This window comes from Oceanospirillum linum, from assembly GCF_001995095.2.
Lineage (GTDB): Bacteria > Pseudomonadota > Gammaproteobacteria > Pseudomonadales > Halomonadaceae > Oceanospirillum > Oceanospirillum linum.
Genome location: NZ_MTSD02000003.1, coordinates 175,189 through 190,724, shown reverse-complemented (window position 1 = coordinate 190,724; position 15,536 = coordinate 175,189). Strand labels below are relative to the sequence as shown.

14 protein-coding genes are annotated in these 15,536 nt (G+C 49.9%); 9 read left to right on the top strand and 5 right to left on the bottom strand.

What is annotated here, in order from left to right; genetic code table 11:
- Nucleotides 1-29 precede the first annotated feature (29 nt).
- From waaF to BTA35_RS08825, 9 genes are all read left to right on the top strand, one after another.
- The gene (gene waaF / locus BTA35_RS08865; protein ID WP_078319457.1) at nucleotides 30-1,118 is read left to right on the top strand and encodes a lipopolysaccharide heptosyltransferase II; all 1,089 of its coding nucleotides are present in this window, start codon (nucleotides 30-32) and stop codon (nucleotides 1,116-1,118) included.
- 528 nt (nucleotides 1,119-1,646) lie between these two features.
- Entirely contained in the window at nucleotides 1,647-2,327 is a 681-nt protein-coding gene (locus BTA35_RS08860) for a YitT family protein (protein WP_160054963.1), read from the top strand.
- 153 nt (nucleotides 2,328-2,480) lie between these two features.
- On the top strand, nucleotides 2,481-3,251 hold the full coding sequence (locus BTA35_RS08855) for a sulfite exporter TauE/SafE family protein (protein ID WP_238377544.1): 771 nt from the start codon (nucleotides 2,481-2,483) through the stop codon (nucleotides 3,249-3,251).
- A gap of 99 nt (nucleotides 3,252-3,350) precedes the next feature.
- On the top strand, nucleotides 3,351-4,073 hold the full coding sequence (locus tag BTA35_RS08850; RefSeq protein WP_078319455.1) for a ZIP family metal transporter: 723 nt from the start codon (nucleotides 3,351-3,353) through the stop codon (nucleotides 4,071-4,073).
- A 349-nt stretch (nucleotides 4,074-4,422) separates the two neighbouring features.
- Nucleotides 4,423-5,496, top strand: coding sequence for an efflux RND transporter periplasmic adaptor subunit (locus BTA35_RS08845; RefSeq protein WP_160054960.1), 1,074 nt, complete (start codon nucleotides 4,423-4,425; stop codon nucleotides 5,494-5,496).
- A gap of 38 nt (nucleotides 5,497-5,534) precedes the next feature.
- Nucleotides 5,535-8,600, top strand: a complete 3,066-nt coding sequence (locus BTA35_RS08840; RefSeq protein ID WP_078319453.1) for an efflux RND transporter permease subunit — start codon at nucleotides 5,535-5,537, stop codon at nucleotides 8,598-8,600.
- A gap of 282 nt (nucleotides 8,601-8,882) precedes the next feature.
- Entirely contained in the window at nucleotides 8,883-9,254 is a 372-nt protein-coding gene (locus tag BTA35_RS08835; RefSeq protein ID WP_078319452.1) for a response regulator, read from the top strand.
- Nucleotides 9,247-9,855, top strand: coding sequence for a chemotaxis protein CheC (locus tag BTA35_RS08830; RefSeq protein WP_078319451.1), 609 nt, complete (start codon nucleotides 9,247-9,249; stop codon nucleotides 9,853-9,855). Before BTA35_RS08835 ends, BTA35_RS08830 begins: the two co-directional genes overlap by 8 nt.
- 26 nt (nucleotides 9,856-9,881) lie before the next feature.
- Nucleotides 9,882-10,826 carry a GGDEF domain-containing protein gene (locus BTA35_RS08825; protein ID WP_078319450.1) on the top strand — a complete coding sequence of 315 codons (945 nt, stop codon included), beginning with the start codon at nucleotides 9,882-9,884 and terminating at the stop codon, nucleotides 10,824-10,826.
- A 119-nt stretch (nucleotides 10,827-10,945) separates the two neighbouring features.
- Here the strand turns inward: BTA35_RS08825 and BTA35_RS08820 are convergent, their stop codons facing one another.
- From BTA35_RS08820 to BTA35_RS08800, 5 genes are all read right to left on the bottom strand, one after another.
- Complete coding sequence (locus tag BTA35_RS08820) at nucleotides 10,946-11,959, bottom strand: tryptophan--tRNA ligase (protein WP_078319449.1); 1,014 nt, start codon at nucleotides 11,957-11,959, stop codon at nucleotides 10,946-10,948.
- 241 nt (nucleotides 11,960-12,200) lie between these two features.
- Entirely contained in the window at nucleotides 12,201-13,169 is a 969-nt protein-coding gene (locus BTA35_RS08815; RefSeq protein ID WP_078319448.1) for an Abi family protein, read from the bottom strand.
- A gap of 100 nt (nucleotides 13,170-13,269) precedes the next feature.
- Complete coding sequence (gene purT, locus BTA35_RS08810; RefSeq protein WP_078319447.1) at nucleotides 13,270-14,469, bottom strand: formate-dependent phosphoribosylglycinamide formyltransferase; 1,200 nt, start codon at nucleotides 14,467-14,469, stop codon at nucleotides 13,270-13,272.
- Between the two features lie 176 nt (nucleotides 14,470-14,645).
- A complete protein-coding gene (locus BTA35_RS08805) occupies nucleotides 14,646-14,882 on the bottom strand; it encodes a DUF1289 domain-containing protein (protein WP_238377543.1) in 237 nt (78 codons plus the stop codon).
- 118 nt (nucleotides 14,883-15,000) lie between these two features.
- Entirely contained in the window at nucleotides 15,001-15,531 is a 531-nt protein-coding gene (locus BTA35_RS08800; protein WP_078319446.1) for a gamma carbonic anhydrase family protein, read from the bottom strand.
- Nucleotides 15,532-15,536 lie beyond the last annotated feature (5 nt).

The following is a 15,536-nucleotide window of genomic DNA, read 5'->3' as shown; positions in this document are numbered from 1 at the left end:
CTCTCAGACCTGTAGCGAACGAGCCTGCCATGAAAATTTTGTTGATTGCCGATGAAACCCCAGATGCTTTGCTGGATGTACAGTGCGTTATTCAGCGCCTGATCCGTAAGCACAGGGAGTGTCGTATCAGCTTGATGGCACCTGCCCATCTGCACTCGCTGGCCCGTCGTCTGGTTGGGTTGGATGATTTACTGACCTTGCCTGATACCAAGGCTGCCGGAAAGTTATTTTGGATCGCTGGTCGTCAGCTGGAAGAGTGGCAGAAGGCGTTTGAACCCTTTGATCAGGCGCTGGTTTTTACCTCTCGATGGAAACCATCTCTGGTTCCCTGGATGGCTGGTATTGACCGTCGCAGCGGCACGTTAGGGCGATTCCGGTTTATGCTGATTAACGATGCCCGCTGGATGCCCGTGGGAAAATTTCCAACCCGTCGCAGCCGCTATCTGGCGTTAGCGGATGATCATGGGGAGATGAGTGATGAGCCGCTGGAGCCTGAGCTGTTTTCTGACCGGGATAACGCCTGGGCGCTGAGTAAAGAACACCATCTGGACCCGGAGCGTCCGGCGATGGTGTTTTGCCCCGGTGGTGATCTGAGATCCGGGCAACGCTGGCCGATCGAGCGCTGGACCAAACTGGCAGAACAGCTGATCGATCAGGGCTGGCAGGTTTGGTTGATCGCTCCAAGAACCGAACGGGCTTTCTGTGAACAGATCTGTGCAGGTTTAGATCATGAACGTCAGATGGATGTCAGTAATCTGAGTGGGCGGCTGGCCTGGGATGATAAACTGGATCTTCTGGCGCAAAGCCGTGCGGTTCTGGCTCAGGAGACACTGTACAGCCAGCTATGCCGGGCTCTGAATCACCCTCTGGTCATGTTAAGAGGTAGCGGTGAGCTGGATGTTGTTATTCCGGAAGATCATGACCTGCAGGGCAATCAATCCACACCCCAGCGAGCTCAGGTGAAAACGGTCAGCAGCGACCGAACCTGCCAGCCCTGTCATGATCTGGTGTGTCGTCAGCATAAAAACAAAGCTACTGACCCCTGTATTCATGACCTGAGTGTTGAGCGGGTTCGGTCAGCTTTGTTGAGCATGGTGCCGATGCAGGCGGTAGATTGACTCTCTGTCAGTTGATGCCTTTGATTTTGAATGCGCAGGTACAATATCGCGACTGTAACTGTGGCTTGCCAGCTGTAAAATCACTTTGCCGAGCGATGATAACGTTTCAGTGGGACACCTCTTGCGCCTGTTATTAAACCTCGTACAATACGCGCTGTATTTACCTACCTCTTAGCAGGACAAAGTCAGCATTGATCACAAGAGCTTCCATTAATTTACTGATGTGTCTGAACTGGTGCATGGCACGCCAGTGTTCCTACGCGTCTGTATTAAGCGGCTGTTGCTCTATGCTGCGTTTGTCACCGGTTCGGGCGATCAAAACCGCCAAAAGTAAACCGAACGAATTTCTTTTCTCTGAAGCTCAGCTGCAGCAGCGTGTTTTCCAGAGCTAACGCTCCTTTTTCGCTTTGCGGAGTTTGATCTCCGTTCCATGAACGCTGTTTTTCCTGATGAGCATATGCTGTCCGGGAAAGCCGAGCGTTTCACTATTTCTGCAATAAAATGCGTAATATGAAAAGTGAGAGCGTTATGAAACGTCATGCACATAACGGGTTAGGTATTCTTGAAGGTAGTTTTCTGATGGCGCTGGGTATTCTGTTTTTGCAGTCTAGTCAGGTTGCTGTCGGAGGCATTACAGGTGTCGGTCTGATCGGTGATCGCTTATTGGCTGATCTCTCTTTTGGTCAGGTTTTTCTGGTGATCAATCTGCCATTTTATCTGTTGGCTTACTACGAAAAAGGCTGGGCATTTACCTTGCGTACAGCCCTGGCGGTGACATTGACTGGTGTCTTGACCGACCTGATTGGACAGTATGTGGTACTGGATCTTGGCTCTGCCGTTTTGGGAGCTTTGGCGGCGGGCGCTCTGATGGCTTTCGGTATTGTGACGCTGTTTCAGCACAATGCTTCAACCGGCGGATTTACTGTGCTGGCGCTTTATATGGAGCGGGCCTGGGGAGTAAATCGTGGCTGGGCACTGTTAGTAATTGATGCGATTACCATAGGTATCGGCTTGTGGCTGTTTGGCGCGGAGTTGTGGTTTGCTTCACTGCTTGTCACTGTGGTGATGGGCTCGATTATTGGTCGATACCGTCAACAGAATACTCAACCTAAGCTTCAGAATGGCGTTAAGTCAGAGAAAAAACCAGAGAAGGATGCGTCCGGGTCATCGGATCAGGTCTCAGCCGTTGTGCAGCCTGCGCAAAGCTGATTTCTGATGAGTCGTTCAGATAGGTAAAAACAGAGCACTTCGTGATATAACGTGATCCTTAAGAGCTGGGTGCCCAGCATTTGTCATGTCATCGGGTATCAGCTTTTCTGAGCGGCTTTTAATCGGGTTTTATCTGAATAGGTGGTAGGCAATATGACGGATCTGCAGGCGTTTTGGATAATGCCTTTAGCGGAAGGGCTTTCTAATCTTCATCTCTTTTGGCTGGTGCTTACCAGCGGAGTGACCTCTTTTATCACCGCAGCCATGGGCATTGGCGGAGGTGTACTGCTGCTGGCGGTGATGGCAACGCTGCTGCCTCCTCTGGCTCTGATCCCGGTGCATGGTTTAGTACAGTTTGGTTCCAATGCGAATCGGGCACTGATGACCCGCCGACATATTCACTGGCCAATGGTGTTGAGGTTTACTCTGGGCGCTATGCTGGGAGCTTTGATCGCGTCTCAGGTGCTTGTTCAGCTACCGGTTGACTGGATTCAGGGGGCTGTAGCGTTTTTTATTCTCTATATGGTTTGGGGGCCAAAGCCGAAAAAACTGGCTGTAAGTGGTGCTAAAACCGTTTTTGCCGGAGGACTGACAACCCTGATCTCTATGTTCGTTGGGGCGACAGGTCCTTTAGTGGCGGCCTTTGTGCACCGGTTGGGTCAGGATAAATTATCCACAACCGCAACCTTCTCTGCATGTATGTCATTTCAGCATGTGACCAAGGCGGTTGTCTTTGGGGCATTGGGCTTCCACTTTTCTGCATGGTTGGTACCGATTGTATTAATGATTGCTGCCGGTGCTTTCGGGACCTGGTTGGGACTTAAGCTGCTGAACCGGATTCCGGGGCATCTGTTTCGTCGGGGTTTTGCACTGATTGTCACGCTACTGGCTTTGCGCCTTCTCTGGCAGAGTTTTATAGCCTGATTCAGTAGGATAAAAGTGCAGTCACAAGGGCTTTACTGTAGCCTTCTGAATGCTTTAACGAGCTTTTTTCTGATCAGAATATATAAGAAGGGATGCATCATGTCTGAAGCCCTGAAGCTGGCGTTGCTTTATTCGACGCTTGCAGCGATAACCATACCTTTGGGCGGTTTTCTGGCCCGAATTGAGCGCTTTCAGAATCAGTGGCTTGAGCAGGAGCTGAAGCACTCGGTGATTGCCTATGGAGCGGGTGTCCTGTTGGCCGCCGTTGCGCTGGTTCTGGTGCCGGAAGGCCAGAAATCACTATCAACGGTATGGGTTGCAGTTGCGGTGCTAAGTGGCGGCCTGATGTTCATGGTTGCGGATATCATTCTGAGTCGTCAGGGCGGTTCAACGGCCCAGTTACTGGCGATGTTGCTGGATTTTATGCCAGAGGCGATGGCCCTGGGCGCTTCTCTGGCCCTGGGGAGTGAGAGTGGTTTGCTGTTGGCGCTACTGATGGCGCTGCAGAATCTGCCGGAAGGCTTTAATGCGTACCGTGAAATGATCGCTGTTCGTCCGGGGCAGTGTCGGAAAATCCTGATCTTCTTTATTCTGCTGGTACCTATTGGCCCGTTCTCTGCCTGGGTAGGTTTTGTCTGGCTTTCAGAAATGGAAATGGCGCTCGGCTTCATTATGCTTTGGGCGACTGGCGGCATTCTTTATCTGACGTTCCAGGATATTGCACCCCAGGTTCGTCTTGATAAGGACTGGTGGCCACCAATGGCGGCGGTTGCAGGTTTTCTTACCGGGCTTTTGGGGCAGCAAATACTGGTTCATGGCTGAGATGCAGCTTTCCGGGTGCGGTACAGAGCGTGGCCGGTTTCAGGTAAAATCATTTGGATTTCTCATTGAAAAAATATCTGAGATACTCGATTCTCCGGGTTATTACTCACAGGATGATTGACGATTAATTGTTCCTCTATGATGCGCCTTAAAGCTGAGTATCATAGTCCGTTATTTTACATATCAATCCATTTGTCCTGTGCGACGTAGCTCGTGTATGACTCGCTGATAGTTCGAGTACGAACGCTACATGTCGCCGACAACGGCAGCATACGTTGTTCAACAAGACTGTATAAAGCAAGCAGCTCAGCAACACAACATGCTCAAGGATAAGCAGAGGCTCAATTACATGAAACACTCCCTTTCCCGGACACTGACATTCGGTGCTTTGTTACCTTTCATCAGTGCCCTTACTTTCAGCGCCATTAAGGCCAATGCAGCAGAAATGCCTCCGATGCCGGTGGAGGCACAGGTTGTACAGGCAGAAACTCTTGAACGCACGGTGGAGGTGGTTGGTTCCCTTTCAGCGGATGAGTCTGTTGTCATCAGTCCTGAAGTGGCGGGCCGGGTTGCAAAAATTTTATTCCGTGAAGGCCAGATGGTTAAGGCAGGTATGCCTCTGATTAAGCTGGATGACTCTATTCCGAGCGCTGAACTGAAACAGGCTGAAGCCAGTCGGGGACTTAGCGAGGTTGAATATAAGCGTGCTAATCAATTGGTAAGCTCTAACGCAGGTAGTGTTAATACCCGGGATAGTGCTTTGGCAAAACTGCGTATTGACCAGGCAGGTGTTGCACTGGCTAAAGAGCGATTGGGCAAAATGACGCTGAACGCACCTTTTGATGGCCTGGTGGGTTTGCGTGAGGTCAGTGTTGGTGAGTATGTGACACCAGGGCAGTCGTTGGTCAGTCTGGTATCTGTTAACCCGCTGCGTATTGAATTCCGTGTTCCTGAGGTTTATCTGACAGGCCTTGCGGTGGGGCAAAGTGTTGCTGTTTCTATAGATGCGATTCCAGGTGAGCAGTTTAAAGGCACCGTATTCGCCGTGTCTCCGGAAGTGGATGTGAATGGCCGAAGTGTGAAGGTGGTCGCCAGCTTGCCTAATGATAGTGGTAAGTTGCGTCCGGGTCTGTTTGCCCGTGTTAACCTGAATCTGGAAACGATTGAAGATGCACTGCTTCTGCAGGAAGAGGCGTTAGTTCCCCAGGGGAATGTTCAACTGGTCTATGTGCTGGAAGAAGGTAAAGTTGCTATTCGCCCTGTGGTGACAGGTATTCGGGAACGTGGCCGTGTACAGGTTCTTCAGGGGGTTAAAGCAGGTGATATTGTTGTTACAGCAGGACAAATGAAACTCCGTCCTGGTGCAGCAGCCATGCCGGTAAATCTGCAATCCGCAAAACCTCAGGCTGAACAAAGCCAGTAAGCCCATCTGCTAATGGCTAATTAAGGAGCATCTTCGGCATGGTATTGTCAGAAATTTCCATTAAACGACCGGTATTTGCAACAGTGATGAGTCTGTTGCTGATGCTGGTGGGCGTGATCGCCTACGACCGTCTTTCGGTTCGGGAGTACCCGAATATTGATGTGCCGACGGTTTCTGTTGTCACCACGTATACTGGTGCTAACGCCAGTATTATCGAATCTCAGGTAACGAATGTACTGGAAGATTCACTCTCTGGTATTGAAGGTATCGATTATATGACCTCTTCTTCCAGTACCGGAGAGAGTCAGATCACTATTAACTTTAAGTTGGAGCGTAATGCCGACAACGCAGCTTCTGATGTGCGTGACCGTGTGGGCCGTGTACGGGGTCGCTTGCCGGATGATATTGATGAGCCGATCGTTGCGAAGGTAGAGGCAAATGCTCAGCCTATTATGTATCTGGCCTTTTCCAGCCCGAACCATACGCCGTTAGAGATGACCGATTTTGCCGATCGACTGGTGAAAGACCGTCTGCAGACTGCGCCAGGTGTGGCTGAAGTCCGTATCTTTGGTGAGCGCCGATATGCTATGCGCATTTGGCTGGATAAGGCGCGTATGGCGGCCTTTGGTGTCACAACTACCGATATATCCAATGCGATACGTAGTCAGAACCTTGAGGTCCCATCGGGTACAATCAAGTCTGAGAATCGTGAATTTACCCTGTTAGCTCAAACGGATCTGCAGACCCCGGAAGAGTTCGAGCAGGTGATCCTCCGTGACAACGACGGTTATCTTGTTCGGGTAAAAGATGTTGCCCGTGTTCGTATTGATGCTGAAAATGATCGGGGCACGGTACGTTTTAAAGGTAAGACGGCTGTTGCTATGGGGGTTGTCAAACAGTCGGTGGCTAACCCGCTGGATGTTTCCAGTAGTGTGCGTGAGATGATTCCGGAAATTGAAGCGATTCTGCCGGAAGGAATGAAAGTGAATGTCGCTTACGATTCCTCTATTTTTATTGATCGCTCTATTAAAGCAGTGTATTCCACCATCGCAGAAGCTGTGATCCTGGTTATTCTGGTGATCTTTATCTTCCTGCGCTCCCTGCGTGCGACTTTAATTCCTCTGGTCACCATTCCGGTTTCTCTGATTGGTGCCTTTGTCTTTATGTACATATTGGGCTACTCCATCAACACTCTGACGCTGTTGGCGATGGTGATGGCCATTGGTCTGGTGGTGGATGATGCTATTGTGATGCTGGAGAATATCTATCGTCACATTGAAGAGGGGATGCACCCGGTTCAGGCGGCATTTAAAGGCTCCAAAGAGATCGGTTTTGCGGTTATCGCTATGACCATTACTCTGGCGGCGGTGTTTACGCCTTTGGCCTTTACCGAAGGACGGACAGGTAAGCTGTTTGCAGAATTTGCACTGACACTGGCCGGAGCTGTACTTGTATCGGGCTTTGTTGCTTTAACCTTATCACCCATGATGTGTTCCCGCATTCTTAAGCATGAGAATCATGGTAAGTTCTACCTTTGGGGTGAGAAAGTTCTGAACGGCCTGGGTGACCTTTATCGTCGCTCTCTGAAATGGACCATGAAAGCTCGTCCGGTTGTGCTGTTGGTTGGTGTGGCCTGTTTGGGTGGTTTGTATATTACCTTTAGCAGTCTGAACAGCGAATTGTCACCGGTTGAAGACCGGGGAACGATTATCGGCTTTGGTATCGGCCCTGAAGGATCTACTACAGAATTTCTGGACAAGTACAGCCGTCAGATTGAAGGTGTATTCTCTGGTGTACCGGAGATTGAGCGCTATTTCGTGATTACCGGTCTGTTCCCAACGGAAAGTAATGTGATTTCTTTTGCCGGTCTTAAAGATTGGGAAGAGCGCGAACGGAGTGCTCAGGAAATTGCAGGAACTCTGGGTGGCCCTATGTATGCCGGTATTCCGGGTATCATGTCATTCCCGATTACACCGGCATCCCTGGGACAAAGCCCGACTGCCCGCCCGGTTGAAATGGTTGTTCAGTCCACGGCCAACTTCGAAGATTTGCAGAAGCTGATTGGCGCGGTTATGGGCAAGGTTTACGCCAGTGGAAAGCTGGTTAACCCGGATGTTGATCTGAAACTGAACAAACCGCAGATCAACCTGAAGATTAATCGTGATAAGGCTGCAGCGATAGGGGTTTCTATTTCCGATGTGACCAGCACGTTGGAAACTCTGCTGGGTGGTCGGACGATTACCCGCTATAAAGATGGTAATGAGCAATATGATGTTATTGCTAAAGTAGCGGATGTGGATCGCGCTACACCATCTTCATTGTCGTCTATTTATGTGCGTTCTTCTTCGGGCCAGATGATCCAGTTATCAAACCTGGTAACCTTGGTTGAGACGGTTGCACCTAAGGAACTAAACCACTTCAATAAACTGCGCGCAGCAACCATTAAAGCCAGTCTGACTCCGGGGCTGACTCAGGGGGATGCTCTGGTTTGGCTACGGGATACGATTGAGCAAACAGCGGAAGAGATGGGTATTCAGGGAATCCAGTTTGATTACAGTGGCCAGGCCCGGGAATATGTGGAATCTGGCGACTCTCTGATGATTACCTTTATTTTGGCGCTGGGCTTCATCTATCTGGTTCTGGCAGCACAGTTTGAGAGCTTCCGCTCTCCAATGGTGATTATGCTGACGGTTCCATTGGCTATTTTGGGGGCGCTGCTCACCATGAAGATGACCGGTGGTACCTTGAATGTATATAGTCAGATCGGCCTGATTACACTGATTGGTCTGATCACCAAGCACGGTATTCTGATGACGGAATTTGCCAACCAGCTCAGGGAAGAGGGCAAAGAGAAGTTTGAAGCGATTGTCGAAGCGAGTGTTCTGCGTCTGCGTCCGATTCTGATGACGACCGGTGCAATGGTGCTGGGTAACCTGCCGTTGGCCCTGGCTACCGGTGCCGGTGCAGAAAGTCGCCAGGCTATTGGTTGGGTGATTGTAGGCGGTCTGACTTTTGGTACGTTACTAACACTTTATGTGGTACCAACGGTTTACACTTACATTGTGCAGAAGCTGCCACATATGCCTGAGCCAGATTACGAATAGTCATCAGTACTGTTTAGTCTCGTATCTACTGAAAAAACCGATTGGAATATCCAATCGGTTTTTTTCTTTTATATCAGTTGGTTATAAATTAAAGGTGTAACTTCTTGTAATTTTTCTATGCTGTGTCGCAATAAACAATCCGGCTGGATACTGCTTTTTAAGCGAATATACGATAGATTAGCCTAAGAACAGCTTATTTAATCGCCCCATAAAGCTTCTGAGCTGTTAAACACAATTTCAGACAGCAGCTCTGTTTTCAGATTTTAATTTTAAGGTAGATTTATGAGCAAAACGGTTTTGGTGGTGGACGACAGTCGTGTTTCCCGCATGATGCTAAGTAAAATGATCAATATGGTCGCCAGCGACTGGCTGATAGTTGAGGCAGAAGATGGCCAGCAGGCCGTTGAAAAGGCCACCGCTGACACGCCGGATCTGATTGTTATGGATATTAATATGCCGGTGATGGATGGTTTTGAGGCTGTTGAAGTTTTGCGTCCTCAACTACCGGATACGACCATGATTCTTTTGTCTGCCAATATTCAGTCCTCCAGTCAGGCCCGGGCAGAAGAGCTTGGGGTTCACTTTATTGCCAAGCCGATTACTCCGGCGGTAGCTGAAAAGGCACTGGCGATCTGGAGCCGGGAAAATGAATGATCTGACTGTACTGGAGTTAGATGCACTGGCTGAAATCTTTAATATCAGTGTGGGGCGTTCGGCTTCTGCTCTCAGTGAACTGACTCAGGAGCCTGTCACTATGAGCGTTCCTGTGGTGCATGTTATGCCCATCCACCGGGTTATTGAACTCCTGTCCCCGGGCATTGGTGCCGAGCGTCTGACCTGTGTCAGTCAGATGTTTAATGGCAGTTTTTCCGGTGAAGCGATGCTGATGTTTCCGGAGAACTCCAGTCTGGAGATTGTTCGCCTGATGCTGGGTAGTCAGGTCCCGATTGAGCAGCTCAGTGAGATTGAACAGGATGCTTTGAATGAGATTGGGAATATTATTCTTAACGCTTGTTTCTCAACGATTGCGGATATGCTGCAGGATACTTTTTCCTGTGATCTGCCTGAATTAACTGTTGCCTCTGTGGATGAAATTTTACAAAAACCAGAGAGTGAGCAGACTGTACTCTTTATTCAAATCCAACTGGCTCTTGAGAGTCAGAATCTGGAGGGTTACCTGGCCTTTATTATGGGCAGTGGGTCTGAAGCAAATTTGCAGCAGGCACTGAGAGGCTTTCTGGAAGGCGTTCAGTAGATCGTTCTAAGGACTTTAAAACACATATGCAGCTTTTTGAACGGGCGTTGTCAGTACTTCAGTCTGGCGTCATGATTCTGGATGAAGAATACCGGGTTCATTTTATTAACCATTGGCTCAATAAAGCCTTTGATACTTCGGAAGACCTGCAGGGTAAGGTGCTATTTGAGCATTATCCTGAGCTTGTGGATTTTCGCATTCACCAAGCCGTCATGCAGGCGTTAAAATCAGGTCTGCCGTCACTTTTATCCCCGGGCCTTAACCGGTCTCCGTTGCCATTGTTTCGGGGGCAAGGCGCACGTCGTGAGCGTTTTTCCCAATCTATTCGTGTGCAGCCTATGCTGTCAGATGGTAAGCGCTTCTGTTTGATTGAGGTGCAGGACGTCAGTTCTATGGTGCGACGTGAAGCCTTGCTGAACAAGCAAGCTGAAAAACTGAATCAGATGGCACTGACCGATGAGCTGACCGGTATTGCTAATCGCCGTCACTTTAATATGATGCTGGAGAGAGAGTTGCGCCGCTCAGAGCTCCAGGGAACGCCCTTGAGTCTGGTGTTTTTTGATATCGATTTTTTCAAGCAATATAATGATCATCTGGGGCATCAGGCTGGAGATAAGTGCCTGGTTGCTGTATCCGATTACCTGAGAACTCAGCTGCAAAGCTATGGTTATCAGGTTGCCCGATACGGTGGTGAGGAGTTTTGTATCATTCTTCCCGGACAAGCCGTAGATGTAGCAGAACATCTTGCTGAGCGCTGCCGGAAAGAGATTGAAGAATTGCAGCTGAAACACCCCAGCAGTAACGTAGCCCCTGTAGTGACTGCAAGCTTTGGTGTGGCGTCGAAAAGCGATAAACAGCCTGAGACCCAGACCGGTCTGATTCTTCGGGCGGATAATGCCCTTTATCGCGCTAAACTGGCAGGTCGTAATCAGGTCGTTGTGGCTGAGCGTCAGGATAAGGAATCGCCCTGACCTATCTGCTCTGAGCGGTAGAGGCGAATGCAAAAAAATCCCCGATCATAATCGGGGATTTTTGCTTTCGTGTTCAGGGCATGCAGCTTAAGAGCCCAGCCTAAATATAAGAAGTGAGCCTAAACAAAAGACCCAAAACCAACGGTTTTACGCAGTAGGTCGATACGGGTACCGGCTTCAGCGCGAGCTTTTTCTGCACCTTTATGCATCACCTCTTCGACATAGCCCATATCATTCATCAGCTCTTCGTACTTGCTGCGAGGCTCTTTCAGGTGATCGTTTACCAGTTCGAACAGAGCGTTTTTCATATCGCCCCAGCCGATGCCGTTTTCGTACTGCTGGCGCATATCGGCAATTTGGCTTTCGTTAGCAAAGGCTTGCCAGATCTGGAACAGAGTACAATCCTCGGTGTTCTTTGGTTCGCCCGGCTCCAGTGAGTTGGTTTTGATCTTGCGGATCAGTTTGAGTAGCTTCTTCTCAGAAACAAATAGCGGAATCGTGTTGTTGTAGCTCTTGCTCATCTTTCGGCCATCCAGGCCGTTCAGAACCGCAACACTCTCTTCGATGCGGGCTTCCGGCAGCTTAAAGTACTGGCCTTTATAGATGTGGTTGAAACGACCGGCAACGTCACGGGCCATTTCGATATGCTGAATCTGATCACGGCCTACCGGTACATCGGTGGCGTTAAACATCAGAATATCTGCCGCCATCAGTACCGGATAGCTGAACAGCCCCATGGTAATACCCTTATCCGGATCGGCTCCGCCCTCGGCTTCGTTATCCTGTACTGCGGCTTTATAAGCGTGGGCACGATTCATCAGGCCCTTGGCACAAACGCAAGTCAGCAGCCAGGTCAGTTCGGTGATTTCAGGGATGTCAGACTGCCGGTAGAAGACAGAGTTATCGGTATCCAGACCCAAGGCCAGCCAGGTAGCGGCGATCTCACGACGGGATTCCTGTACCCGTTTCGGATCGTGGCATTTGATCAAGGCGTGCAGGTCAGCCAGGAAGTAGAAAGATTCATTATTCGGATCACGGCTCGCTTCGATAGCGGGGCGGATCGCACCTACATAGTTACCCAAGTGAGGGGTACCTGTGGTGGTGATGCCGGTTAAAACTCTACGTTTTTCCATATCGGATCTGTCTTCTGATTCAGTGTAATGGGTGATGACCTCTGTAAAAACTGAGGGCCATCAAAATGATACGTTCTATTCTAATGCTTCAGCATGCTGTCGTCGATTGAGGTTGTATTCTTCTTTTGCGAGCATGCGGTAAAGCGTGGGCAAAGTATTTGACAGTTTTAACTTGTTGCTTAATACTTATCGTCAATATGCCCGGCGCCTCTTCACAACCCTGTTGTGTACGCGTCGGTTCTCATTTCTGGGGGCATAAACTCCATGCCTGCCATCCTTGTCTAACCCCAAAATCTTCGATGCTGATAGCATTTGTATTTGGTGAGGGAAACTCTGTTATAAGATCCGCTAATCGTTGATACCAGCTGGAACCTGGACAGATGACTTGCAACATGCGTTGCATCAAACAAAAATAAAAGAAAGGCCGGGCATTGTTTAGCTCTTGCCAGTAATCGGCGCCTGAAGGGGTGGGCGAGCGTTCCAAGACGTTGATATTCCACAGCCGACTGTGATGTGCGGATATATTCCTGATGAAGTTCAGGCTGCGTAACCATGATGTAAAAGTATTGCCGTCCGGTGCTCCATATTTTTGTGCAATGATATCCTTGTCGGCAATTTTCATTCCAGCGTAAAGTTTTGACATCATGCCGAAATCCCAAACCTCCACGGCAACCCATATTGGCAATCTTTTGTAGATACTCTGGTAATGCTCAACAAAAGGCTCACGGCGTGAACGCCAAAGATGACTGCGATACTTTTCAAGCCATAGCTCGTGTTCTGTACGACCTTTTGCCGGCCCGCGTTTTTGAATCTTTTTACTGAAATGACCGTGCAGGCACTTAGGGTTTTCATGGGCATAGGGGTCAGTTTTGCCAAGTAAGTGTGAGATATCGACACGAACAGCCATTTCGATACGCTCCAGAGCGTCCATCGCCAATAAACGCAGTTTTTTATCGAACACATAAAGCATTACGACATCGGCAAAGTGACTGCCTTCGATAAAGAGGTCGGTGCGCTGTGGTTCTGGTGTATTAGGAGAGTACGTAGAGTTAATTGCCCTAAATGGATACCAGTAACCGCTTAGTCGGTAGTAGCCAAGGCGTTCGAGATAGCTTTTGGCAGCAGCGGGGTTATCAACCTGCATGCCACGGTTTACTAGTAGAGCTAGTTGTTCATCGAGGGACTTCCAGGGTTTCAGTTTATTTGTCATCACAGCTCCATCTGTTTCGACCCAGCGCCACTCCTGAATTTTGCTGAGAGTGACGCTGAAAGCTTCTGATTGTCTGGATCTAAGCTTTGCAGATCAACACTTACAGCTCAACGGTAACCGCTGCAGCGGCACGCTTGGCTTTTTCTACGGCGGCGTCGATGCTGTTTTCCAGTGCCAGAGCAACGCCCATACGGCGCTCACCTTTCACCTCTGGCTTACCGAACAGGCGCAGCTGGGTGTCTGGCTCGGCTAATGCGGCACCCAGATTGCCAAAGCTTGCCTGCTCTGAGTGACCTTCCACCAGAATCACCGCAGAGGCGGCCGGACCAAACTGGCGGATTGAGGGGATCGGCAGACCCAGAATAGCGCGGGCGTGGAGGGCAAACTCGGAAAGATCCTGGGAGATCAGGGTTACCATACCGGTATCGTGGGGACGTGGGGATACCTCGCTGAAGTAAACGTTATCACCTTTAACAAACAGCTCAACACCAAACAGGCCGCGACCGCCCAGAGCATCGGTGATCGCTTTACCGATGCGTTGGGACTCCGCCAGTGCTTTGTCGGACATCGCCTGGGGTTGCCAGGACTCGCGGTAGTCGCCTCTCTCCTGGCGATGACCGATTGGTGCACAGAAGGAAGTGCCACCTTCATGACGAACGGTCAGCAGAGTGATCTCGTAATCAAAATCGACAAAACCCTCCACGATCACTTTACCGGCACCGGCACGACCACCTTCCTGAGCGTAATCCCAGGCGTGATCCAGATCTGCATCAGAGCGCACCAGGCTCTGGCCTTTACCGGAGCTGGACATGATCGGCTTCACCACGCAGGGGATGCCCACTTCTTTAATCGCCGCCAGATACTCCTCTTTGGTCGCAGCGAACTTGTAAGGCGAGGTGGAAAGCCCCAGTTCTTCTGCCGCCAGACGGCGGATGCCTTCACGGTTCATGGTCAGCTGGGTGGCACGGGCAGTCGGCACCACGTTGAAACCTTCTTTTTCCAGCTCCGCCAGCGTATCGGTGGCGATCGCTTCAATTTCCGGTACGATCAGATGTGGCTGCTCCTGCTCAATCACTTGGCGTAGGGCGTCACCATCCAGCATAGAAACCACATGGCTGCGGTGGGCAACCTGCATGGCTGGTGCATTCTTGTAGCGATCAACGGCGATCACTTCGCAGCCAAGGCGTTGAAGTTCAATGACGACTTCTTTACCCAGTTCACCTGAGCCGCACATCAGAACACGGGTGGCGGTAGGGCTGAGCGGGGTTCCAATAGAAGGTGAAGTGCCGATACGGGTCATAAATCAGATCCTTTAGGTGATTCTGCCAAACCGGAAGAGGCTCCCGGTGACAACAAAAGAGAAAATACGAAATGAGAGATCGGGGCTGATAGGTCGTGCCGAAAACCGGATGTGAAGATAATTATTTTTAGTGGCGTAGGCACGATTCTTCACAACCGGGTAGAGCTGAATGTCGCTTACAAGGTGATAAATGCCTGGTCGAGACTGGCCCGGCGCTGACAGCTATTTAATACCTGGCGCTTCTGGTTATCACTGTAGGTATTCCAAAGGCGAATTTCATTACCATCACGATAACAACCTATGCAAAAACCTTCATCATTGAGCGCACAAAGGCTGACGCAAGGTGATGGCGTGGCTCTGGTTTCATTTGCCTTAGGTTGTATGGCCTGAGACAGAGATTCTTTATGATTCACAAAAAACTCCAATAGAAATCATCTGTTGTCTGCCAGGCCGAAGAGACCTCTGGCAAGCGCCGCTATAGCAAAAGCAAACTGCTTTTAGGGCTGTTTATGAAGCCCGGCTTATACCGGCCTAATAGTCCGATCTGGGCTTAAGCTGTTCCCGATAAAGTGCGGCATTATCCACATAGTGTTGAGCACTGGCCTCCAGCATAGCGTATTGTGACTCTGTAATCTGACGTTTAATCACCGCCGGGGCTCCAACGACCAGAGATCCATCCGGGATCTCCATGCCTTCTTTGACGACAGCACCTGCGCCAATTATGCAGTATTTACCAACTTTCGCACCATTTAAAACGACCGCATTCATACCCACCAGACTGTAATCACCAATGTCGCAACCATGCAACATTACCTTATGGCCAATTGTAACCCCTTTGCCCAGTGTTAGTGGCATATTGTTATCAACATGCAGTACTGACCCGTCCTGTACGTTAGATTGTTCACCGATGGTAATTCGGTCGTTATCTGCTCTAATAGTGACGTTAAACCACACACTGGCCTGGTGTTCTATTCTGATATCACCGATCAGATCAGCACTGGGGGCGACAAAGTGCTCTGCAGAGGCGAATTCGGTGCGTTTATCTCCAAGGTCATAAATCACGATTG

Coding starts and splice junctions, on each gene's coding strand:
- waaF (WP_078319457.1), top strand. CDS start 30: ATGAAAATTTTGTTGATTGCCGATGAAACCCCAGATGCTTTGCTGGAT.
- BTA35_RS08860 (WP_160054963.1), top strand. CDS start 1,647: ATGAAACGTCATGCACATAACGGGTTAGGTATTCTTGAAGGTAGTTTT.
- BTA35_RS08855 (WP_238377544.1), top strand. CDS start 2,481: ATGACGGATCTGCAGGCGTTTTGGATAATGCCTTTAGCGGAAGGGCTT.
- BTA35_RS08850 (WP_078319455.1), top strand. CDS start 3,351: ATGTCTGAAGCCCTGAAGCTGGCGTTGCTTTATTCGACGCTTGCAGCG.
- BTA35_RS08845 (WP_160054960.1), top strand. CDS start 4,423: ATGAAACACTCCCTTTCCCGGACACTGACATTCGGTGCTTTGTTACCT.
- BTA35_RS08840 (WP_078319453.1), top strand. CDS start 5,535: ATGGTATTGTCAGAAATTTCCATTAAACGACCGGTATTTGCAACAGTG.
- BTA35_RS08835 (WP_078319452.1), top strand. CDS start 8,883: ATGAGCAAAACGGTTTTGGTGGTGGACGACAGTCGTGTTTCCCGCATG.
- BTA35_RS08830 (WP_078319451.1), top strand. CDS start 9,247: ATGAATGATCTGACTGTACTGGAGTTAGATGCACTGGCTGAAATCTTT.
- BTA35_RS08825 (WP_078319450.1), top strand. CDS start 9,882: ATGCAGCTTTTTGAACGGGCGTTGTCAGTACTTCAGTCTGGCGTCATG.
- BTA35_RS08820 (WP_078319449.1), bottom strand. CDS start 11,959: ATGGAAAAACGTAGAGTTTTAACCGGCATCACCACCACAGGTACCCCT.
- BTA35_RS08815 (WP_078319448.1), bottom strand. CDS start 13,169: ATGACAAATAAACTGAAACCCTGGAAGTCCCTCGATGAACAACTAGCT.
- purT (WP_078319447.1), bottom strand. CDS start 14,469: ATGACCCGTATCGGCACTTCACCTTCTATTGGAACCCCGCTCAGCCCT.